General features: G+C 66.2%; 20 protein-coding genes, 1 tRNA gene and 3 pseudogenes. 9 read left to right on the top strand and 15 right to left on the bottom strand.

Translation table 11 applies throughout. From position 1 onward, the window contains the following. Positions 1 to 246 precede the first annotated feature (246 nt). The gene (locus SKC42_RS21245) at positions 247 to 450 is read right to left on the bottom strand and encodes a cold-shock protein (protein WP_075509363.1); all 204 of its coding nucleotides are present in this window, start codon (positions 448 to 450) and stop codon (positions 247 to 249) included. A 412-nt stretch (positions 451 to 862) separates the two neighbouring features. On the opposite strand from SKC42_RS21245, the gene SKC42_RS21240 reads away from it, so the two are divergent. Further along, on the top strand, positions 863 to 1,330 hold the full coding sequence (locus SKC42_RS21240) for a DUF5994 family protein (protein WP_330966237.1): 468 nt from the start codon (positions 863 to 865) through the stop codon (positions 1,328 to 1,330). Here SKC42_RS21240 and SKC42_RS21235 read toward each other — a convergent pair. The 4 genes and pseudogenes from SKC42_RS21235 to SKC42_RS27815 all read right to left on the bottom strand — a co-directional run. Further along, positions 1,327 to 2,799 (bottom strand): wax ester/triacylglycerol synthase domain-containing protein, encoded by a 1,473-nt coding sequence (locus tag SKC42_RS21235; protein WP_330966236.1) that lies wholly within the window; start codon positions 2,797 to 2,799, stop codon positions 1,327 to 1,329. The two genes, SKC42_RS21240 and SKC42_RS21235, sit on opposite strands and share 4 nt — an antisense overlap. Before the next feature lie 82 nt (positions 2,800 to 2,881). Further along, complete coding sequence (locus tag SKC42_RS21230; RefSeq protein ID WP_330966235.1) at positions 2,882 to 3,127, bottom strand: hypothetical protein; 246 nt, start codon at positions 3,125 to 3,127, stop codon at positions 2,882 to 2,884. 44 nt (positions 3,128 to 3,171) lie between these two features. Then, positions 3,172 to 3,741 carry a DUF5994 family protein gene (locus tag SKC42_RS21225; RefSeq protein WP_330966234.1) on the bottom strand — a complete coding sequence of 190 codons (570 nt, stop codon included), beginning with the start codon at positions 3,739 to 3,741 and terminating at the stop codon, positions 3,172 to 3,174. Between the two features lie 245 nt (positions 3,742 to 3,986). Then, positions 3,987 to 4,123, bottom strand: a pseudogene (locus tag SKC42_RS27815) (hypothetical protein); the annotation flags it as partial. A gap of 723 nt (positions 4,124 to 4,846) precedes the next feature. Between SKC42_RS27815 and SKC42_RS21215 the strand changes: the two are divergent. The 3 genes from SKC42_RS21215 to SKC42_RS21205 all read left to right on the top strand — a co-directional run bounded on the left by SKC42_RS21215 (position 4,847) and on the right by SKC42_RS21205 (position 5,809). Then, positions 4,847 to 5,059 carry a hypothetical protein gene (locus tag SKC42_RS21215; RefSeq protein WP_330966256.1) on the top strand — a complete coding sequence of 71 codons (213 nt, stop codon included), beginning with the start codon at positions 4,847 to 4,849 and terminating at the stop codon, positions 5,057 to 5,059. 10 nt (positions 5,060 to 5,069) lie between these two features. Next, complete coding sequence (locus tag SKC42_RS21210; RefSeq protein ID WP_330966232.1) at positions 5,070 to 5,543, top strand: DUF5994 family protein; 474 nt, start codon at positions 5,070 to 5,072, stop codon at positions 5,541 to 5,543. A 65-nt stretch (positions 5,544 to 5,608) separates the two neighbouring features. Further along, on the top strand, positions 5,609 to 5,809 hold the full coding sequence (locus tag SKC42_RS21205) for a hypothetical protein (RefSeq protein WP_330966255.1): 201 nt from the start codon (positions 5,609 to 5,611) through the stop codon (positions 5,807 to 5,809). 128 nt (positions 5,810 to 5,937) lie between these two features. Here the strand turns inward: SKC42_RS21205 and SKC42_RS21200 are convergent. From SKC42_RS21200 to SKC42_RS21175, 6 genes and pseudogenes are all read right to left on the bottom strand, one after another. Next, a pseudogene (locus SKC42_RS21200) lies at positions 5,938 to 6,143 on the bottom strand (hypothetical protein); the annotation flags it as partial. Between the two features lie 298 nt (positions 6,144 to 6,441). Next, positions 6,442 to 6,518 (bottom strand) — tRNA-Met (locus SKC42_RS21195). A gap of 66 nt (positions 6,519 to 6,584) precedes the next feature. Then, positions 6,585 to 7,199: a DsbA family oxidoreductase gene (locus tag SKC42_RS21190; RefSeq protein ID WP_330966231.1), complete on the bottom strand. Its 615-nt coding sequence runs from the start codon at positions 7,197 to 7,199 to the stop codon at positions 6,585 to 6,587. Beyond that, complete coding sequence (locus SKC42_RS21185) at positions 7,196 to 8,338, bottom strand: glycerate kinase (protein ID WP_330966230.1); 1,143 nt, start codon at positions 8,336 to 8,338, stop codon at positions 7,196 to 7,198. Before SKC42_RS21185 ends, SKC42_RS21190 begins: the two co-directional genes overlap by 4 nt. Continuing rightward, entirely contained in the window at positions 8,338 to 10,074 is a 1,737-nt protein-coding gene (locus tag SKC42_RS21180; RefSeq protein WP_330966229.1) for an L-lactate permease, read from the bottom strand. Before SKC42_RS21180 ends, SKC42_RS21185 begins: the two co-directional genes overlap by 1 nt. Next, a complete protein-coding gene (locus SKC42_RS21175; RefSeq protein ID WP_330966228.1) occupies positions 10,074 to 11,444 on the bottom strand; it encodes an FAD-binding oxidoreductase in 1,371 nt (456 codons plus the stop codon). The genes SKC42_RS21180 and SKC42_RS21175 overlap by 1 nt, the downstream gene beginning before the upstream one ends. Positions 11,445 to 11,748: 304 nt before the next feature. Here SKC42_RS21175 and SKC42_RS21170 point away from each other — a divergent pair, with 304 nt between their 5' ends. The 4 genes from SKC42_RS21170 (at position 11,749) to SKC42_RS21155 (ending at position 16,150) form a co-directional block, all read left to right on the top strand. Next, the gene (locus SKC42_RS21170; protein WP_330966227.1) at positions 11,749 to 12,597 is read left to right on the top strand and encodes a hydroxypyruvate isomerase family protein; all 849 of its coding nucleotides are present in this window, start codon (positions 11,749 to 11,751) and stop codon (positions 12,595 to 12,597) included. Then, the gene (locus SKC42_RS21165) at positions 12,594 to 13,487 is read left to right on the top strand and encodes a 2-hydroxy-3-oxopropionate reductase (RefSeq protein ID WP_330966226.1); all 894 of its coding nucleotides are present in this window, start codon (positions 12,594 to 12,596) and stop codon (positions 13,485 to 13,487) included. The genes SKC42_RS21170 and SKC42_RS21165 overlap by 4 nt, the downstream gene beginning before the upstream one ends. After that, a complete protein-coding gene (gcl, locus tag SKC42_RS21160) occupies positions 13,484 to 15,277 on the top strand; it encodes a glyoxylate carboligase (protein ID WP_330966225.1) in 1,794 nt (597 codons plus the stop codon). The genes SKC42_RS21165 and gcl overlap by 4 nt, the downstream gene beginning before the upstream one ends. 93 nt (positions 15,278 to 15,370) lie before the next feature. Then, a complete protein-coding gene (locus SKC42_RS21155; RefSeq protein ID WP_330966224.1) occupies positions 15,371 to 16,150 on the top strand; it encodes an IclR family transcriptional regulator in 780 nt (259 codons plus the stop codon). 5 nt (positions 16,151 to 16,155) lie between these two features. On the opposite strand, the gene SKC42_RS21150 is transcribed toward SKC42_RS21155, so the two are convergent. The 4 genes and pseudogenes from SKC42_RS21150 to SKC42_RS21135 form a co-directional block, all read right to left on the bottom strand. Further along, complete coding sequence (locus SKC42_RS21150; protein ID WP_442932211.1) at positions 16,156 to 16,698, bottom strand: cupin domain-containing protein; 543 nt, start codon at positions 16,696 to 16,698, stop codon at positions 16,156 to 16,158. Between the two features lies 1 nt (position 16,699). Then, positions 16,700 to 17,146, bottom strand: a pseudogene (locus tag SKC42_RS21145) (nitroreductase family protein). Positions 17,147 to 17,163: 17 nt separating this feature from the next. After that, positions 17,164 to 17,808, bottom strand: coding sequence for an HD domain-containing protein (locus SKC42_RS21140; protein WP_442932217.1), 645 nt, complete (start codon positions 17,806 to 17,808; stop codon positions 17,164 to 17,166). A gap of 32 nt (positions 17,809 to 17,840) precedes the next feature. Further along, positions 17,841 to 18,491, bottom strand: a complete 651-nt coding sequence (locus tag SKC42_RS21135; RefSeq protein ID WP_330966221.1) for an HD domain-containing protein — start codon at positions 18,489 to 18,491, stop codon at positions 17,841 to 17,843. A gap of 113 nt (positions 18,492 to 18,604) precedes the next feature. Here SKC42_RS21135 and SKC42_RS21130 point away from each other — a divergent pair, with 113 nt between their 5' ends. Then, entirely contained in the window at positions 18,605 to 19,579 is a 975-nt protein-coding gene (locus tag SKC42_RS21130; protein ID WP_330966220.1) for a GlxA family transcriptional regulator, read from the top strand.

Raw genomic sequence — 19,579 nt, 5'->3', positions numbered from 1 at the left:
AACTGCTTCCGAATGTGAAGCACTTCAGGTCTCGATGATGCGAGCTCAACTATGGCGCGTTTGAACTACCCGCTTATGTTTCTTGTCGCTTTCGGGGGAGATTTATCGGCAATTCAATCCCCGGATACCGGGCCTTGGCGGTCCCGACGCCTTGATCGTATGCCTGCCGGGAGTAAGCCGGGAACCCCTCAGCGCGTTGTGGGCTGGCGGCAAACACCCACCAGCCCACACGGGGTAGAGCTCGCACTAGACGGCAGTTACTCCGACTGCCTGCGGACCCTTAGTCCCCTGCTCGATATTGAACTCAACTCGCTGGTTGTCCTCGAGCGATCTGTAGCCGCTTCCCTGTATTTCTGTGTAGTGGACGAACACATCTGCTGCGCCGCCGTCCGGAGCGATAAAACCGAAGCCTTTTTCGCCGTTAAACCATTTCACAGTTCCCTGTGTCATACCTTCAACTTCTCTCATTTTGAACGGATGCCGACAGGCATCCCCGCCTAGCGTAGCACGCGCGGCGCGTAGGATCTGTATTCGACTGGGCCAGAACATGTTTCATGTACGAATAACCCAGCTGCTCCCGACTGGAGCCCGCAAAGGCCGGGTGTGTGGCGTTGGGGCTGTTCACCTCCATGTTGACCAGTGGCAGCTGCCTAAAGACGATCAGTCGCTATTGTGTGATGCGGTCAACGGAGTCGTCTGGATCAGATCCCCGCCGCGCTCGCTCAGCAGGTGGGTCGCTAACAGACCCGCAGCGCGAGTACGATCAGAGGCATCGGCGGTACGTCGTATACGACCGTTTGAGATTGTGTCATCGCCGATTCGAATAATTTGGCCGGTTCGCGGCCGAGGACAGGAGCGTCGAATGACGCTAGAAAAGGGCAGAACCGGCGCTGGTTGGAAACAGACCCCGCCCGAGCACACACCGCGCCTGCGTTTGAAGCCCAAGGCACCCACGACTGGGTATGTCGATGGGGCATGGTGGCCGCGCAGCGATGACCTTCCGACTGAGCTCCCAGATCTGCTCGCGGTGCTCTCGGTGCGACTTGGTCCGATCGATCGTGTGATATACAACCTCGCCGAATGGGTGACGGCCCCGAGGAAACTGCCAACCGAGCGAGGCGTGCTACGACTCGCGGGATACAACCGGCAGCCGGTCAACATCATCGAAGTCACCGGACGCAACAGAAGCAAGATCATCCTGCTGGTGGTACCCGCTTCCACCGACACAGACGACGCACATCACACCATGATGGCTGCGGCGGCCCCCGACGACGCCTCGACGGTCGAGGACCTACTCTTGACCGGCGCGCAAGGGGTGCAACGCGGCTAATAGCGCCGGCCGTGCGACCGCTTGGTGGCGTGTGACGTGATCTTCGTGACAACTGAACGGCCATGACCGCGAGGGGACTCCCGCGCGGCCGCCACCAGGATGTCGACCGACTCTGCGATACCGGTCGCGATGTCGTCGACTACGGGCACGTTGTCGGGGCACACGCACACACTCAGATCGAGCACGTCGCCGCGCGACGTCAGCGCAATGGTCAACCCGCAACCAGCTTGTAGCGGCGCCACGGTGTGCAAACCGACGACCATAGCCCCCGCGCAGTACGCCGGCACGGGCTTGCCGGCGAGGTACGAGACACTGCCGTGACAGATCGGTGCCAGGCCCAGTCGGGTGTAGAGCTGCGATGCCGCGCGGGCTACGGTCGGCGGCATCACCGACGCGATTGTCACGAAATCAACTGTCCCATAGCCCTTCTCGATGGCGCACTCGCAGACGGTGTTCAACCTCTCGGTGGCGGTGTGCAGGTTGGTGAGGACCAGCACGGGGTCGTCGAGCTGCACCGGGAGGCGAATTCGCCCGACTGTCAACGGATTGCCGATCGCGGTGGGATCGGCGTCTGGCGGCGCGAGCGGCATCTGCATTAGGAGCGGCGCGTCAGGCACGGTGTCGTGCCGCTGCAGCCAGGCGCGCAGGGACAGTGTGCAGACAGCCAGGAGAACGTTGGTGATGCTGCCCCCGAACGCGTTGTTGACGGTCTGCAGGTCGGCCAGCGGGATCGAGGCGAAGGCGACCGCCCGCCGCTCGGTCAGGGGCGCGTCGAACACGGTGTGCGGCACTGGACCGCTCATCGACGACGCAGCTGGCGCGATGGGTTTGTGTTCGCGCGCGCCGCGCAGCCGACTGCGGGCGACCCGGAGGCCATCAGTCACGGCCTCGGCGAGAAGCCAAGCTCCGGTGACATTGTTCTCGAGGACCTCGGTCATTGTGTCGGTGACAACCTCGCCGAGGGAGGGCGTGCCCAGGCTCTGCTCGGTCGGCATGGTATCGGCGGGGTCGTGCGCACGGGTAGTCAGGAGCCGCGGCCACACCAACGCTGATCCGCCGGCCGCGCCGCTCACTGCAGGTGACATCTTCACCGCCAATGCCCACTGGCCGCCTGCCAGACCGTCGATGCTCCACGCTTCCCACAGAGGGCGATCCAGTGGTTCGGCGGCCAGCTGCCCGATCAGGTCGGCGAACTCGCTCCGGCCGCCGGGATTGTGAACAGTTGCGCCATGGATCTGGGGAGCTGGGTCGTAGTCGTCGATCTCGGCCCACACGGGCTGGCCCATACCGAGTGGCTTGCCTACCAGCCGGCTGCGGAAGCGCGCCAAAGCCGGTAGCGACGACGCCACCAGCCGGTGTAGCCGGTCGTGGCTGAGCTGATCGGAAGCCTCCATGATGATCAGCGCGACGGTGTGCGCCGGCGTCGTTGAAGTCTGGGTGTGCAGCGACAACGCATCTGCCGCAGACAAGCGGATAACCATCAGCGCGCCACCCCCTCCCCCACGGAAACCCGTGCCCGGGTCGGACAATCGATCTCGATAATCGGAGGGTTCAGCATTCTTTCAAGGCCAGTTGTCTTTGCAGCTCGATCAGCCGGGTCTCGAGTTCGACCACCGCATGTGCGACGACGCTAGATGCCAGGGCTGCGCGCGCAGCCGGGCTGGTGGGGCCAGCGTTCGTAGCATTGTCGATGTCCTCGAGTCGCCGAAGCATCCGTTGTGAAATCACTGCTTCGAGAGGCAGGTCGTCAAAACCAAAACTGCTGAAGGCTTTGAATGTTGGTTCGTCACTTGTCATTGTACTTTGTCCCTAACGTGTGATGCGGTGCAGTGAACCTGCGGCTAGACCGGGAAGTCGCGGGAAATCGTTTGAGGGCGATGTCGATTCCGACTCGCTGAGCGTTGGGATCGGCCTTGTGATTCCCAGTGGCGCTGCGTGGCGGTTGCTCTTGTGCGGCTTTCCCGGTCCTGCTCGCTGATCATGAGTAGGGTGTCAACACTAGAGGCGTCGTTTGGTGCTGCGGCGGACATCACGATCGCGTATGCGTAGTCGGGGGCGGTGTACCACGGGACGACCAACAAGACGATCTTGTTGCGGTCGGCGTCCAGAACTCCGAGCGTGTTGGACGGCGGGCCGTGGCATCCGTCGAGTCGGACGGGTCGCCCGCCGGCGGTGAATTGGGCTGGGGCTTCTATCCATTCGTTGACGTTGTACGTCACCCGGTCAATTTCGTCGAGTCGAAACGACAACACCGCGATCAGATCCGGCAGCTCCACGGTGAGGTCATCGCTACGCGGCCACCACGCCCCATCCACGTGCCCGCTGGGAGACTCCTGGGGCTTCAATCGCAATCGCGGTGTGCGGACGCGCGGTGTGTCGTGCTGCCTGCAGCTCTTGCGGGCCTGTTCCATCGTCATTGCGACGATCCCTCTTGACCACCAACCGGCCAATTATTCGAAATCGGCGACGGCACGACCCCGACCGGTCGCGCACAAAATACCGCAGATGACTTTCACCCTACGCGCGTCTGGTCCGGAATCAGAGTGGCGCAACGGGCGAAACCGCGAGGATGGAATGGCTGACTGTGGTGGTGTCCGAGACGGCCAAGAGGTTGTTCGCTCCCCAGAGCATGCTGCGACGCACTTTGAAGCCGAACGAGCAACACATAGTGGTCGCGGTGAGGGTGTGCGCGGTGTCGGCCTCGCCGGACTCCCAAAGTTTTTCCAGCGCGTACTGGCGCACCGTTTCCAGCAACCGGTAATGCGTTGCGCCACCGGGAAGTTCGGCATACACGGGTCGGACGGCGCTCCTGATAAAAGGAGCGCCGTCCGAAGCACGGACCACCTGGTTACCAATCGCGGATGATGGCGCGGTGAAATGTGGCCTCGGCGTCAGGAGACATTTTCCTACCTGACGCAAGCCCACCGCACTGTACCCAGTTGATGGGTATTGCTTTGCGTGGATGCCTGGTGCTCGTGCCGGGCGCCACAGCCGAGAGGAGGAATCTTCTCTTTCGGTCCGACCTTGGTCTGCCGTGGATCCGTACCCTTAGGTCTACCCCGCCTATCCAGGTAAAGCAACAGCCAAATGAGTTGGGCCGAGCGCTCAATTCGGCATCTCGCCGACCATCACCAATTTCTGTCTGCGCACATGTTCGGCCGGATCGACAGCATCGACGCTGATGTGGCACCGACATCGACCACGCCGGGGAGTGCTCAGCGACGCAGGGATAACCCTCCGACTGCAAGCTCAAACTTGAGGCGAATTGATGTCAAGTGCGCCGGCATCGTCGAATGCCGCCCACCCCGACAGCTATGCCCCGACCGGGCAGCTGTGGCGGGCACCGCCAGCCCGAGATGACCGATTCGACATGGAACAAAGGGGTACAGTGAGTACACCGGTCAAGGTAGCGATGATGACTTGGGTCCGCGTTCTGTGCTGCCGCCGAAGACAAACTGGTCGGAACAACCATCGCGCCCTCATCGCACCCGGGTGCTAGATCCCGAGGGTGCAGCAATGCTCGACCACAGATACAAAATCACTCCCGCACAACTTGCAGACTTCACGCCCGCCGTTGAGGCGCAGCTCCGCCGGGAGTTGCGCAACTACGCCGTCGAGTTACGGCAGCTCGCCTACACCGTGCCCAACGGGGTCGGCGAGCACGATCTGCTTCGATTGTCGGGTCGGATGCGCGCTACTGCCGATCAAGTGGTCGCCAAGGGAACTTAGCCAACCTCCGATGATCCATCCGGTCGTAGGCCCGCCTCGGGCTGATCCCGTACGGCTGTGCGTGGCCCGCACGCTAGGCCACGACATCGACGGCGCTTGGTGGCCCCGCGCAGACCGCATCGCCAACGAATTACCCCACCTTGTCGCCGTCCTGATGCCCTTGCTCGGACACATCACATCCATCAACGTCAACTGGCCACCGCTACGACGACCACCCGACTTGAACTGGCTGGGCTGGCGATACAAACCCCAGCACCTGATGACCGTCAGCGGCGACGACGGCAGCGCCAACCTCTTGATTGTCCCGTACGCGACTCACAGCGCGCTCGCCCTGATGTTGCTGCGCCAGGCCGCCAACCTGCCCATCAACCCCGCCGACTGCGAAAAACCAGTGTTTCTGACCGCTTGCTCGATTCTGCTTGCCGCCCAACAACAATGCGTCGCGACCAAGATCGACAACCCCAGTCGGAACATGCTTGCCTGAGGCTCGCGAGCAGCCCGTTCACCCATAGGCGATATGTGGTCGCTCCGGCGCATACCATCAGGGGCATGCAACTCAACCAGCGACAGGTGCCCACGGGCACGTACTCTGGCGGCAACCATCCCGAGCAAATCGAGTACCGCTACACGCTGGCAAACGGTGCCGAAATCCTTAGCGGCCAGAGCGATCCGCGCTGCTTCCGGGCCGGCTGCCCTGACAACGCGGCGGCTCTGGCCAGAGAGCGGCGCCGCGATCGCACCGAGTCATAGTCCGACCGCCGGAACCAGATCGCCCTAGTTGTTCGCGTCTGACTAGTTGATCGGGCGCCCCTGCTTTCCTCGGGGGCACACTGCCCGGTCATCATCACCGATCGGTGATCGGCGCAACCCCCATCGATGACCTGCGAATACACCGTCGCGACGCCGCCGGCACGGACTGTGACACCGTCGCTGTCGTGCACCAGTTCGTCGGCTAGGTGCTTCGCGATCTTCTGAGCGCCGATCTCGCCGCCCCGAAAATACCCGCCACGATGAGCCCGGTCTTGCCGTCCCTGCTGATAACCGACGACGCCGCCTACGGCGGAGCGGTCCACGCCGACATGACCTGGCCACTGCGCTCCGCACACCGCCGTCGAACGTCACCCGGGACCAGCACGATGCTGGCATCCAGCGAACCGACTTTCAGCCATCTAGCACTGAGCTTCCGCGTAAAACGCGCCCTTAGCAAACGATGACCGAAACGCCGTCGGAACAAGGGGGCAGGATTATCGTCGGCAAAAGGGTGGGATCCAGTTCGCGAAAGCACAGGTCAGTTAACTAACTAGCCTGACTAATGTGGCCAAACGCGTGGCCATCGGGCATGGAAATGACCCCAGAGGTCACACCTCTGGGGTCATTTCCGCTGGTAGCGGGGACAGGATTCGAACCTGCGACCTCTGGGTTATGAGCCCAGCGAGCTACCGAGCTGCTCCACCCCGCGTTGGGTAAATGCCAGGTTACCGAACCTGGGCGGCGGCGACCAAATCGCGCCCTGAACAGCGGCTTTTCATCGACATGCGCGGGCGGTCGCCGGGGCGAGCCGCCGAAAAGCCTCCTCCGGCTGCAGACCGACGATCGGACGGCCGTCGACCATCCACGCCGGGGTGCCGTCGATGCCGGCCTGCCGGCCCACCCACTCTGCCTGCGCGACCGCCGCCACCGCGCTGCCGTCGGCCAGCGCGGCGCGCAGCCGGCCGACATCGACCCCGGCCATCGCCGCATGCCGATCGATCACCGCCGGATCTTCGATGTCCTCCCCCCGAACGAAGTGGGCGTCGAACAGGCCGCGGCGGACGTCGTCGAACGCGTCGAACTGATTGCGCCGAACCCATTCGGCGGCGGCCAACGCGCGCCGGCTGTGCGGTATCCGCCGCGGCCAGCGCAATTCGACGCCAGCGGCCTCGGCCTCGCGCTCGAGGGCGGTGTGCCTAGTGCCGTAACCCGGCCGGACCGGGAGGCCGCCGCGGGGCATGGCCGGGTGTGCCTGGAACGGCAGCCCCACGACATTGAAACCCGCCTCGACGAGAAGCGGCGTCCGCGACTGCCCGATGTAGGAGAACGGGCAGACGAAGTCGTACCAGTGCAGCACGGTGTACCGCTCGTCGTAATAGATCTCGCTCATGTGTTCCCTCCCTGGTGCGGCGTGGATTCACGGATCAGCCGTTCGGTCACGATGCTGAGCAGGTCGGCGGCGTGCGTGGTGCAGCGCGTCAAATCGGGCTCGATCTCGTGCAGGGTGCGGACCGCCGCGAAGCGAGCCGCGCGAGCCTGGGTGCTGGTGAGTGTCGAGACACCGGCGATGGCAAAGGTGGGCACGCCGTGCTTGTGGGCGCGCCGGGACACACCGATGGGCGCCTTGCCGCGCAGGGACTGGATGTCGAGCGAACCTTCGCCCGTCACGACGACTTTCGCGCCCAGCAGATTTCGGTCCAGCCCGACAAGGTCCAGGACCATCTCGATGCCCGGCCGCATGCGCGCGCCCAGCACGGCGATCGCGGCGAACCCCACCCCGCCCGCGGCGCCGGCGCCGGGCGCTTGCCGGCAATCGGTTCGAGTCGCCGTGTCGACGATGTCCGCCCACCGACACAGCGCGCGGTCGAGCGCCGCCACCTCGGCGCCCTCGGCGCCCTTCTGCGGCCCGTAAACGATTGCGGCACCGTGCGGTCCGCACAACGGGCTGTCAACGTCGGCGGCCAGCGTGAACGCGCATTCGCCGACGGCCGGGTGCAGCCCGCTCAGGTCGAGGTGGGCGGCGTCGGCCAGCCCTTGACCGCCGGGGCCGACGGGCTTGCCATCGCCGTCGAGCACCCGCGCCCCCAGTCCCATCAGCATGCCGGCGCCGCCGTCGGTGCTCGCGCTGCCGCCGAGGGTGATTACGATGTCGCGGCACCCGTCGTCGAGCGCCTGTGCAACAACGCTTCCCACGCCGTAGCTGGTGGCGGTCATGGGCGCCGGGGTCGCCGAGGGCAGCCGCTGCAGCCCGCACACGTCGGCCATCTCGACGATCGCGCGCGCCCCCATGCGGGCATAGGCCGTGTCGACCGGCGCGCCCGTGGGACCCGCCACGCGGGCGGGGATACGGTCGAACCCCGCCGCCACCACGGCGTCGAGCGTTCCCTCCCCGCCGTCGGCCACGGGGCATGCGATCGCCCTCGCCGTCGGGTCAGCGCGCCGCACACCCTGCGCCATCGCCGACACGGCCTGCTGGGCCGTCAGCGAGCCCTTGAACTTGTCCGGGGCCAGCACGATGTGGCCCACCATCAAACGACCATCCACCCAAGCCACGACGTGCTCTGCAGGTACACGAGCAGGCACATCAGGGCCAGCAGGAGGATGCTCCACTTGAAGACCTTGCGGAACAGGTCACCCTCTTTGCCCTTCATCTGCACCGCGGCGGTCGCGATGACCAGGCTCTGGGGCGAGAGCATCTTGCCGATCACCCCGCCCGAAGAGTTCGCCGCCGCCAGCAGCACCGGGTTGAGGCCGGCCGCGTTCGCGGCGCTGACCTGCAGCGCGCCGAACAGCGAGTTCGCCGAGGTGTCGGAACCGGTGATCGTCACACCGATCCAGCCGATGATCGGTGAGAATACGGCCAGCAGGCCTCCGGCCCCGGCGATCCACAGGCCCAATGTCGTGGTCTGGCCGGACAGATTCATCAGGTAGGCGAGCGCCAGCACGAGGCCAACGGTCAACGTGGCGGTGCGCAGCTGGACCACCGCACGTACGTAGGCCTGCACGCCCTGTCCCGCCGAGGCCCGCAGCACCAGCATGCTGAGCAACCCGCATAGGAACAGCAATGTGCCTGCGCTGTAGAGGAAGTCGAACTTGAAGACGGTCACCGCGGAGGCTTTGTGTGCGGCGTTGGCGATGTGCAGCCCGGGCCACCGGAAGCTCGTGCCGCCGTGCTTGAGCGCGTTGCCGACCGGTCGCCACACCGAGAGCGCGAACACCGCGACGATGATCAGATACGGCGCGTAGGCCACCAGGACGTTCCTCGGCTTGTCGACCACGTCCTCGCGCGTCCCGCTCACCGGCGCGGTGGTAGGCGACAAGACTTCGACACGGCCGCTTCGCGGCTGACCCGAAGACACTGGCGGCTCAGTCACTTTCGTCGTATCCCTGGGCTGCCCGGCGTCCGTGACCTCTTCCGGCGGTTCTACCTCGTCGCCCGTCCTGAGCAACGGGACCTTGGGTTTCCAGACCCGCAGCAGGGCCACGATGGAGCCCGCGCTGAGGATGGACGCGGCGATGTCGGTGAGTTCGACCGAGAAGTTGGACAGGACGAACTGGGCGACGGCGTAGGTGATGCCACCCACCGCGGCCGCGGGCCAGGTCTGCTTGAGGCCGTTTCGCCGGTCGACCATGAAGATCAGGATGAACGGCACGACGCAGGCAAGGACCGGTGTCTGCCGGCCGACCATCGCGCTGAGCTCACCGACGGGCAGACCGGTGACGCCCCCAAGCGTGATGATCGGGATCCCCACCGCACCGAAGGCGACCGTGGCGGTGTCGGCCACCAGCGCCAACGCCGCCGCCCTCAGCGGCGAGAACCCCAGGGCGATCAGCATCAACGAGGTGATGGCCACCGGGGTTCCGAAACCGGCCAGGCCCTCGATGAGCGCGCCGAAGCAGAACGCGACGATGAGGGCCTGAATCCGCCGGTCGGGCGAGACGGACGCCATGGAACGGCGTAACACCCCGAGATATCCGGTCGCCACCGTCAGGTTGTAGACCCAGATCGCGTTGAGTACCAACCACATGATCGGGAACATGCCGTAGGCGAAGCCGAGCGCCGCCGAGTTCCCGACCTGCCCGACGGGCATGTGGTAGACGAGCCCGGCGATCAGCGCGGCGGTCACGACGCCGACCGCCGCGGCGACCGGTGCGCGCACCTTGAACCCGCCGAGGAGCACAAACACGACGAGCAGCGGCAACGCCGCGACGGCGGCGCTCCAGCCGAGGGAATGGGCAATGGGTGTGTAGTCGGGCTGGAACATCACAGCACCGCCCCGGGGTTGAGGATGTTCTGCGGATCCAGCGCGCGCTTGATGCGGCGGCTCAAGTCCATCACGTCGGGACCCACCTGGTCGGGCAGCCAGGCCTTCTTGAGCCTGCCGACGCCATGCTCGCCGGTGATGGTCCCGCCGAGTTCAATTGCCAGTTCCATGATTTCACCGAAGGCAAGGTGCGCGCGCCGGGATTGGTCGGCATCGGCGGGGTCGTGCACGATCATCGGGTGGGTATTGCCGTCACCGGCGTGCGCGATGACCGCGCACACGATGGCGCGCCGCTCGGCGATCGCCTCGATGCCCTCGATGAGCGCCGGGAGCGCGGGCAGGGGCACCCCGACGTCCTCCAGCAGCAGGTGGCCGAGGCGCTCGACGGCCGGGATGGCGAACCGCCGTGCCGCGGTGAAGGCCTCGCCCTCCTTGGGGTCGTCGGTGGTGAAAACGTCGGTGGCGTGGTGGCGCTCGAACACCTCCGCCATGAATGCGATCTCCTTGTCGCGCTCGCCCGTAGCGTCCGACTGGGCGATGAGCATCGCATGGGCCTGCAGGTCCAGGCCCATCTTGAGGTGGCTTTCCACCGCGGAGATGGAGGCGTGGTCCATGAATTCGAGCATCGCCGGCCGCATCACCCGAGTGACGGCGCAGACCGCCTCCGCGGCGTCGTGCACCGACGAGAACGACGCCACGACTGTGCTGGCGGGCGGCTGCGGCGGCAGTAACCGGAGGGTGAGTTCCGTGATGACGCCGAGCGTCCCCTCGCTTCCGACGAAGAGCTTGGTGAGTGACAGCCCGGCCGAGTCCTTGAGCCGGGGCCCACCGAGCCGCACCGCCGTCCCATCGGCAAGGACGACCTCAAGGCCCAGGATGTAATCGGTTGTCACGCCATACTTTACGCAACATAGCCCCCCGGCGTTGGTCGCGGCATTGCCGCCGATAGAGCAGAATTCGAACGACGACGGGTCCGGCGGATACCACAGGCCGTACTCCGCGACCGCCCGCTTCACCTCCGCGTTCATCAGTCCCGGCTGCACCACCGCGGTTCGCATCACCGGATCGACGGTGATGCCGCGCATCAACTCCGTGGTCAGCACGATGCCCCCGTCAATGGCGGTGGCGCCACCCGAAAGCCCGGAACCCGCCCCGCGCGGCACCACCGGAACCCCGGCCGCGCTGGCCCAACGCAGCACCGCCTGCACGTCCTCGGTGCCCCTGGCCCGCACCACGGCCAATGGACGCGGCGCATCCGGATCCATGGCCCGGTCTTGTCGATAGCTTTCGATCACGTCCGGATCGGTGAGGACGGGCACGTTCGGGAGGCTGGTGACGAGGTCGGCGCTGCGTTCGTCTAGTGCCGTCATTGGCAATCCTTTTCTCGCGCGGACACCGTCGCGACTGATCAGAAGCGTTTCGCATTATGGAATAGCAGTTTCGCTCCGGTCATGGTGGCACGGGTCACGTTTCGCGGTCAAAGACAACCTCTGTTGTCAGTAGCTTTAACTGTCAAGTACTGCCCGCGCGTGCCCCTTCGAACGAATCAGGCGGCGTCGGCGCTTGACAAGAGTCGGGACATGGGCGTTCACTCGTTTCATAATTCGATGTTCTAATTCCGCATTACGGAACTTAACTCCAATGGGTGTTCCCCCACATTCCGGAAGGATTGCCGTGGCATCTGCGACATACACGGTGAACTGCTCGATTTTGTTCACCGACCTGCCCGTGCTGGACCGGCCGGCCGCTGCCCGAGAGGCCGGCTTCGAGGCGGTGGAATTCTGGTGGCCCTTCCCGGAGCCGACGCCCCCCGACGCGGAGGTCGATGCGTTCGTCCGCGCCACCCGTAACGCGGGTGTGCGGCTGACCGGCCTGAACTTCGCGGCGGGCGACATGCCGGCCGGTGACCGCGGTGTCCTGTCGAACCCCGCCTATGTCAAGGTATTTCGCGACAACGTCGACATCGCCGTCGACATCGCCGAGGCGTTGGGCACCAAGGCCTTCAACGCGCTCTACGGCAACCGGATCGCCGGGGTGGCCGACGTCATCCAGGATGACGTGGCCGTCGAAAACCTCGCGTACGCGGCACGGGCCGCGCAACGCATCGGCGCAACCGTACTCGTCGAACCGGTCAGCGGCGCGCCGCGCTACCCGATCAAGTCGTTGGCGGACGCCGTCAAGGTCGTCGACCGGGCGGGCGAAGGCAACCTGCGGGTCCTTGCCGACCTGTACCACCTCTACGTCAACGGCGACGACGTGACCGGCGCGCTCGGCGCCTACGCCGACCGCGTGGGGCATGTGCAAATCGCGGACGCGCCGGGGCGCGGCGAGCCGGGAACCGGCCAGATCCCCCTCGGCAGCTATCTCGCGATGCTGCTCGACCGCGGGTACAGCGGATACATCGGATTGGAATACAAGCCGACCGCACCGGACCCCTTCGACTGGTTACCTCGGGCCGAACGCGGTCACGGCGGCGTCGACACCACTTCCCTGGCAGCACTCGCGGGGACGAGGGACCAATGAGCAGAATCGCATTCATCGGCCTAGGCATCATGGGCAGCCCCATGGCGTGCCACCTGGTCAAGGCGGGCCATTCCGTCGTCGGGTACAACCGCTCCCCGCAGCGCACCAAGGCATTGGTCGAGGCGGGCGGCGTCACGGCCGAGTCGATCGAGGAGGCGGTGAAGGACGCCGAGGTGGTGGCCGTCATGGTGCCCGACTCGCCAGATGTGCAGGACGTATTGCTTTCCGACGGTGGGGTTTTCGCGCACGCCCAACCCTCCACCCTGATCATCGACTTCTCGTCGATCCGGCCGGACGTCACGACCCAGCTGGCCGAAGAGGCGACACGGCGGGGGCTGCGACTCATCGACGCCCCGGTTTCCGGCGGCGAGGCGGGTGCCAAGAACGCGGCGCTGTCGATCATGGTCGGCGCCGCGGACGACGACTTCGCCGCGGCCAAACCGATCCTGGGGGCCGTCGGCAAGACGATCGTGCACGTCGGCCCGAACGGGGCCGGACAGACCGTCAAGGCCGCCAATCAGCTGATCGTGGCGGGCAACATCGAACTCCTCGCCGAAGCGATCACGTTCCTGCGCGCCTACGGCGTCGACCTCGAAGCCGCGGTCAAGGTGCTGGGCGGCGGTCTGGCCGGTTCGGCGGTGCTGGACCAGAAGGCCGCAAAGATGTTGGGCCGCAATTTCGATCCGGGATTTCGAATCGAGCTGCACCACAAGGACTTGGGCATCGTGACCAGCGCGGCCCGCGAGGCGGACGTCGTCATCCCACTCGGCTCGATGGTCGCCCAGCTGATGGCATCCGCACTCGCCAACGGGGACGGCGCCCTCGATCACTCTGGCCTGTTGCTGGGTGTCGAGCGGTTGTCGGGCCGCGCGGAAGGCCAGGCACGATGACGCGGATGCGCACGGTCGACGCGGCCGTCAAGATCCTGGAAATCGAGGGCGCGACACAGGCGTTCGGCCTGCCCGGCGCCGCCATCAACCCCTTCTACGCGGCCATGCGCGCCCATGGCGGGATCAGGCACGTCCTGGCCCGTCACGTCGAGGCGGCCAGCCACATGGCGGAGGGGTTCACACGCGCCGCCCCGGGCAACATCGGCGTGTGCATCGGCACGTCCGGCCCGGCGGGCACCGACATGATCACCGGCCTGTACTCCGCCAGCGCGGATTCCATTCCGATCCTGGCGATCACCGGCCAGGCGCCGGTCAACAAGCTGCACAAAGAGGACTTCCAGGCCGTCGACATCGCCGCCATCGCGGCGCCGGTGACGAAGATGGCGATGACGGTGCTCGAACCGGGCCAGGTGCCCGGCGCGTTCGCCCAGGCGTTCCACCTGATGCGTTCGGGACGGCCCGGCCCGGTGTTGATCGACCTACCCATCGATGTACAGATGGCCGAAATCGATTTCGATCCAGCAACATACAACCCCCTCCCGGTCTACAAGCCCGCGGCCAGTTCCGCGCAAATCGACCGAGCGCTCGACATGCTGGCGACGGCCGAGCGGCCGCTCATCGTCGCCGGCGGGGGCATCATCAATGCCGACGCGTCCGACCTGCTCGTCGAGCTCGCCGAGCTGCTCAACGTCCCGGTGGTGCCCACCCTGATGGGATGGGGCGCCATCGCCGACGACCATCGGCTGGCCGCCGGGATGGTGGGCTTGCAGACCGCCCACCGCTACGGCAACGCGACCATGCTCGAATCCGACTTCGTCCTGGGCATCGGCAACCGGTGGGCCAACCGCCACACGGGCGGACTCGACACGTATCGGCGCGGCCGCCGCTTCGTGCACATCGACATCGAGCCGACGCAGATCGGCCGCGTGTTCACCCCCGACCTGGGCATCGTCTCCGACGCCAAGGCCGCCCTCGAGCTGCTCGTCGCCAAGGCCACGCAGCGAGCCGCCGCCGGCACGCTGCCGGACTGGGGCGGCTGGGTCCGCGACTGCCAGGAACGGAAGAGAACCCTGCACCGCAAGACCCACTTCGACGACGTCCCGATCAAGCCCCAGCGCGTGTACGAAGAGATGAACCGGGCCTTCGGCCGGGATGTGCGGTACGTCACCGCGATTGGGCTCTCACAGATCGCCGGCGGCCAGTTCCTGCAGGTGTTCAACCCCCGGCACTGGATCAACTGCGGCCAGGCGGGACCGCTGGGGTGGACGGTGCCCGCCGCACTGGGGGTGGTCACCGCCGACCCGGACGCCACCGTGGTCGGGCTCTCGGGGGACTACGACTTCCAGTTCCTGATCGAGGAGCTCGCCGTCGGGGCGCAGTTCAACCTTCCGTATGTGCATGTCGTGGTGAACAATTCGTACCTCGGGCTGATCCGCCAGGCGCAGCTCAGCTTCGACATGAACTACTTCGTCTCCCTCGCCTTCGACAACATCAATGCCCAGGAGGCCGGCGACACCGACCTGCCCAAGGGTTACGGCGTCGACCACCGCAGCGTCGTGGAAGGCATGGGCTGCAAGGCCATTCAGGTCACCGAGCCGGACGCGATAGGCCCCGCGCTCATCCGGGCACAGCAGCTCGCCCGCGAACACAAGGTCCCCGTCGTGGTCGAGGTCTTCCTGGAGCGAATCACCAACATCGCGATGGGCACCGACATCGACAAGATCACCGAACACAACGAACTGTCGGCATCCATCGACGACTCACCGACCGCCGCGCTGCTCTACGACTGAGCGGTGGCCCTCCTTGCTGCCGGAGTTCGTTTCGTGATACGAAAAAGCCCAGGCAGCATGGACGGGCCCCGCGGGGCTGGATCGGAAGCGGTGATGGCTCGCGGAACTCGTGGAACTGCAGGCACGGGCGGTGTTCAGTCGGTGGAGCGGGCATTCGAGCTGCTGGAGATCCTGGCCACCATGGGCGGGACCGGGGCGCTCGGGGATCTCGCCGCCCACGCTGACCTGCCGGCACCCACGATTCATCGGCTCGCTCGCACGCTCCTGGCCATGGGCTACCTGCGGCAGCTGCCCAACCGGCACTACTCGTTGGGGCCAAAACTGATCCGCCTCGGGGAAAGCGCGGGCCAGCTCGTCGGCATGTGGTCGCGGGGCCACCTGCTCGAACTGGTGGAACGGACGGGTGAGACGGCGAACATGGCGCTGATGGACAACGACATGGCCGTCTACGTCGCGCAGGTGCCCTCCCCGCACTCGATGCGAATGTTCACCGAGGTCGGCCGCCGCGTGTACCCGCACTGCACGGGTGTGGGCAAGGCGCTGCTGATGCAGCTTCCCAACGACGCAGTGCGCGCGCTGGTGGCCCGGACGGGCATGCCGCCCTCGACCGAGAAGTCCCACACCACGCCCGACGAATTGATCCAGGACATCGAGCTGTGCCGCTCCCGCGGCTACGCCGTTGACGAGGGCGAGCAGGAAGTCGGCGTCCGCTGCTTCGCCGTGCCGGTGCCCGACGCACCGTCACTCACGGCGATCTCGATCTCGGGCCCCGCGGCACGAGTCACCCTGAAATCCGCCTCCGAGATCACGCCCCTGCTCAAGCGGGTCGCGCGGGACATCGCCTCGGAATTCGACAAGGAGGCCGCCGGGTAGGGGGTTCAGTGAGTGGGCGGATTCAGGCCGTATCGCCGCACGATGTCGTCGCACCAGTCGGGCGACCCGTAGGTGAGCCCGTATTTATCGGCGAGCTCACGGAATTCGGGCCTTTCGCGCACGACCTGCGCGATCGGGTCGTCCGCCCGGTCGGCGAGCAGCTCGCCCAACTCGCGGAAGTAGTTTTCGAATCCCCCGGGCGTGATGACCTCGATGATGCGGCCGGGCTCTTTCCCGGCGTTCCACATCGCGTGCATCTGCCCCCGGGGCTTGGTGATGTAGCCGCCCGTGCCCAGCACCACCTCACTGTCGTCGGAGCGAAATCCAATCTCGCCCGCCACGACGATGGAATGCTCGTCTTCGCGGGAGTGCCGGTGCGGGGCAGTGATCAGCCCGACCTCGAAGGGGTGCTCGACGATGGACACCCGCCCGCCGGTTGCTTTGCTCGATAGCTTGAAGACCGCTCCGAAGCCCGGGATCGCCACGCGCTCCCCTTTCCCCGGGCGCACGATCGTGACACCGAACGTCGAACCTTCCCCGCCGGGCATCTCAGCTCACCGCGACCAGTGCGGCCGACTCCCGAGGCCGCCACAGCGGCTCGGGAACCTCGACGCCGAACGGCGCACCCCAACGGTTGCGGGACGAAACCTCGTGCACGGGGGCCGATTCGCGGCGACACCCCACTTGCCACGCGGATAGCCGAGGGTCGGCATCGCCGACATCTTCCAGCCTTCCTCGACGGGGACGCCGAGCAGCTTGTTCACCTCGTCCTCGAAATTTCGGAGCACCATCGTCATGACGCCGCCGACGCCCTCGGCGCGGGCGGCGAGCAGGGCGCTCCAGATCGCGGGGTAGATGTTGGCGCCGCCGAGGTCATCGACGGCGAACACGAAGAGCAGCGGGGGAACTGATGCGCGCCTGTACATCCAGCGGGATCGGGTCCGGCCGCAACCGCCGCATCATCCTGGTCGTGTACAGCGCCTCGTGGATCTCCATTCTTCTACTCCTTTCCGCTATTCGGGCCATGTGCTGTTAAGAATGAAATCGACCATGTTTCGCGGCTCGAAGGTGGGGTCGAAGTGCGCCAGCACGTCGGCGTTCATCGTCCCGAAGGTGGTGTCGGGGCGACGCTTCATACCGTCGTTGAAGGCCGCCAGGATGCGGTTCTTGAAGTCGGGGCGCGGGTGGGCGGCGGTCACCGCGGCGACATCCTGGGGGTCGAGGGCCTCCCGCCCGACGCCAACCACGTCGGTCTTGACGCCGGCCGCGAGCAAGGCGGTTTCGGGGTCGAGGCGCGCGGGCACCTCAGGCGTCGAGTGCAGCGCGATGCCCAGCCACACCTTGTCGGCGTCGGCTTTTCCGATACCCCGCTCGAGCAGGAAGTCGCGCGCCGCCTCGGCCCCGTCGATCTCGAAACGCTGGGTGGATGTTCGGTAGCGGGCGGTCAGGCCGAAGTCGTGAAACATCGCCCCCACGTACAGCAGTTCCGGATCCGCAGCCAGCCCGAGTCGCCGCCCGTGCAGCGCACCGAACAGGAACACCCGCCGGGAATGGTCGAAGAGCACGTCGTCTTCGGCGCCGCGAATGAACTCGGTGGCGTCGCGGACGAGTGCGGTGCCGGGGATGGCAACGCCTGCAATTGTTTCCATCGAGTGCATGACCATGATCGCTGCTCCCTTTCGCGGCCTCGCTATTCCGGCCAGCTGTTGGTGAGGATGATGTCGACGAAGTTGTCGCGGACGAACGTCGCGTCGAAGTGCTGCAACACATCGGCGTTGACGGTGCCGAAGGTGCTGCGCGGGCGATGCTTCATGCCGTCGTTGAAGGCCGCGAGGATGCGCCGCTTGAAATCCGGACGCGGATGGGCGGCCGTGACCGCGGCGAGGGCTTCTGGAGGAAGGTCCGCACGGCCGATGCCCAGCACGTCGGTTTCGACTCCCGCTGTGACCAAGGCGATTTCGGGCCTCAGGAACTCGGGTATGCCGGGAGTGGTGTGCAGCGCGATACTCAACCACACCTTGTCGGCATCGGCTTTTCCGACACCCCGCTCGAGCAGGAAGTCGCGGGCCGCGTTGGCGCCGTCCACCTCGAAGCGCAATTCTGACGTGCGGTAGCGCTGCGTGAGGCCGATGTCGTGAAACATCGCCCCGGCGTACAGCAATTCGAGGTCCGGTTGCAGTCCGCGCCGGCGGCCCTGCAGCGCGCCGAACAGAAACACGCGGCGGGAATGGTTGAAGAGCAGGTCGTCTTCGGTGTCGCGAATGTACTCGGTGATCTCGCGCACCAGCGGGGTGTCCGGTACGACGACGTCGGCGATGGCTTCGATCGGCTGGGTGGCCATGATCCGTCTCCTCGGTTGGGGTAGTAACAGTTTGCGGGCGCGAAGCCCCATCCACCCACGGCCACTGCGACGTCTTCTCCACAGAAAGCGACGCGAGTTGCGACAATCAGCGAATGGTTAGAGGCGGCGCGCGGTCACGGGTGGTGGTCATCGTCGTCTTCGACGACGTGACGATGCTCGACGTCGCCGGGGCGGGCGAGGTGTTCGCTGAGGCCAACCGGTTCGGCGCCGACTACCGGATCAAGATCGCGTCGGTGGACGGCCGCGACGTCACGACCTCGATCGGCGCCCGGCTGGGCGTCACGGACAGCCTCGCGTCGATCGAGTCCGCGGACACCGTCATGGTCGCCGGCAGCGACAACCTGCCGCGGAGGCCAATCGATCCCGAACTCGTCCGTGCGGTCAGGGCGGTGGCGGGCCGCACCCGGCGGCTGGCCTCGATCTGCACGGGGTCGTTCATCCTCGCCCAGGCGGGCCTGCTCGACGGCCGCCGCGCCACCACGCATTGGCGCGAAATCAGGTCGTTCGCAAGGGCTTTCCCCGAGGTGACCGTCGAGCCGGACGCGATTTTCGTCCGCGACGGCGAGGTTTTCACCTCCGCCGGGGTGTCCTCCGGCATCGACCTCGCACTCGCGCTGGTCGAAATGGACCACGGCACCGATCTGGTCCGGGAGGTGGCTCGGTGGCTGGTCGTCTACCTCAAGCGCGCTGGCGGCCAATCGCAATTCTCGGCGCTGGTGGAAGCAAACCCACCGCCGCAGTCGCCGCTGCGCAGGGTCACCGATGCGATCTCGGCCGACCCGGCGGGCGACCACAGTGTTACGACCCTCGCCGCGCGGGCGTCGCTGAGCACGCGGCAGCTGACCCGGCTGTTCCAGTCCGAACTCGGCACGACTCCCGCCCGCTACGTCGAGATGGTGCGCATCGACGCCGCCCGCGCGGCGTTGGACGCGGGCCACACCGTCACCGACACCGCGCGGCTGGCCGGGTTCGGCAGCCCCGAAAGCCTGCGGCGGGTGTTCGTCGACCACCTCGGCGTCTCGCCGAGGGCCTACCGGGAGAGGTTCCGCACGACGGCCCGCGGCTGA

The organism is Mycobacterium sp. 050134 (genome assembly GCF_036409085.1).
Lineage (GTDB): Bacteria > Actinomycetota > Actinomycetes > Mycobacteriales > Mycobacteriaceae > Mycobacterium.
This window is presented reverse-complemented; position numbering and strand designations above follow the sequence as displayed.

What these genes read in the sequence shown, in the direction of transcription:
- SKC42_RS21245 (WP_075509363.1), bottom strand. Translation starts at nt 450, where the DNA reads ATGACACAGGGAACTGTGAAATGGTTTAACGGCGAAAAAGGCTTCGGT.
- SKC42_RS21240 (WP_330966237.1), top strand. Translation starts at nt 863, where the DNA reads ATGACGCTAGAAAAGGGCAGAACCGGCGCTGGTTGGAAACAGACCCCG.
- SKC42_RS21230 (WP_330966235.1), bottom strand. Translation starts at nt 3,127, where the DNA reads ATGACAAGTGACGAACCAACATTCAAAGCCTTCAGCAGTTTTGGTTTT.
- SKC42_RS21225 (WP_330966234.1), bottom strand. Translation starts at nt 3,741, where the DNA reads ATGGAACAGGCCCGCAAGAGCTGCAGGCAGCACGACACACCGCGCGTC.
- SKC42_RS21215 (WP_330966256.1), top strand. Translation starts at nt 4,847, where the DNA reads ATGCTCGACCACAGATACAAAATCACTCCCGCACAACTTGCAGACTTC.
- SKC42_RS21210 (WP_330966232.1), top strand. Translation starts at nt 5,070, where the DNA reads ATGATCCATCCGGTCGTAGGCCCGCCTCGGGCTGATCCCGTACGGCTG.
- SKC42_RS21205 (WP_330966255.1), top strand. Translation starts at nt 5,609, where the DNA reads ATGCAACTCAACCAGCGACAGGTGCCCACGGGCACGTACTCTGGCGGC.
- SKC42_RS21190 (WP_330966231.1), bottom strand. Translation starts at nt 7,199, where the DNA reads ATGAGCGAGATCTATTACGACGAGCGGTACACCGTGCTGCACTGGTAC.
- SKC42_RS21185 (WP_330966230.1), bottom strand. Translation starts at nt 8,338, where the DNA reads ATGGTGGGCCACATCGTGCTGGCCCCGGACAAGTTCAAGGGCTCGCTG.
- SKC42_RS21180 (WP_330966229.1), bottom strand. Translation starts at nt 10,074, where the DNA reads ATGTTCCAGCCCGACTACACACCCATTGCCCATTCCCTCGGCTGGAGC.
- SKC42_RS21175 (WP_330966228.1), bottom strand. Translation starts at nt 11,444, where the DNA reads ATGACGGCACTAGACGAACGCAGCGCCGACCTCGTCACCAGCCTCCCG.
- SKC42_RS21165 (WP_330966226.1), top strand. Translation starts at nt 12,594, where the DNA reads ATGAGCAGAATCGCATTCATCGGCCTAGGCATCATGGGCAGCCCCATG.
- gcl (WP_330966225.1), top strand. Translation starts at nt 13,484, where the DNA reads ATGACGCGGATGCGCACGGTCGACGCGGCCGTCAAGATCCTGGAAATC.
- SKC42_RS21155 (WP_330966224.1), top strand. Translation starts at nt 15,371, where the DNA reads ATGGCTCGCGGAACTCGTGGAACTGCAGGCACGGGCGGTGTTCAGTCG.
- SKC42_RS21150 (WP_442932211.1), bottom strand. Translation starts at nt 16,698, where the DNA reads ATGCCCGGCGGGGAAGGTTCGACGTTCGGTGTCACGATCGTGCGCCCG.
- SKC42_RS21140 (WP_442932217.1), bottom strand. Translation starts at nt 17,808, where the DNA reads ATGCACTCGATGGAAACAATTGCAGGCGTTGCCATCCCCGGCACCGCA.
- SKC42_RS21135 (WP_330966221.1), bottom strand. Translation starts at nt 18,491, where the DNA reads ATGGCCACCCAGCCGATCGAAGCCATCGCCGACGTCGTCGTACCGGAC.
- SKC42_RS21130 (WP_330966220.1), top strand. Translation starts at nt 18,605, where the DNA reads ATGGTTAGAGGCGGCGCGCGGTCACGGGTGGTGGTCATCGTCGTCTTC.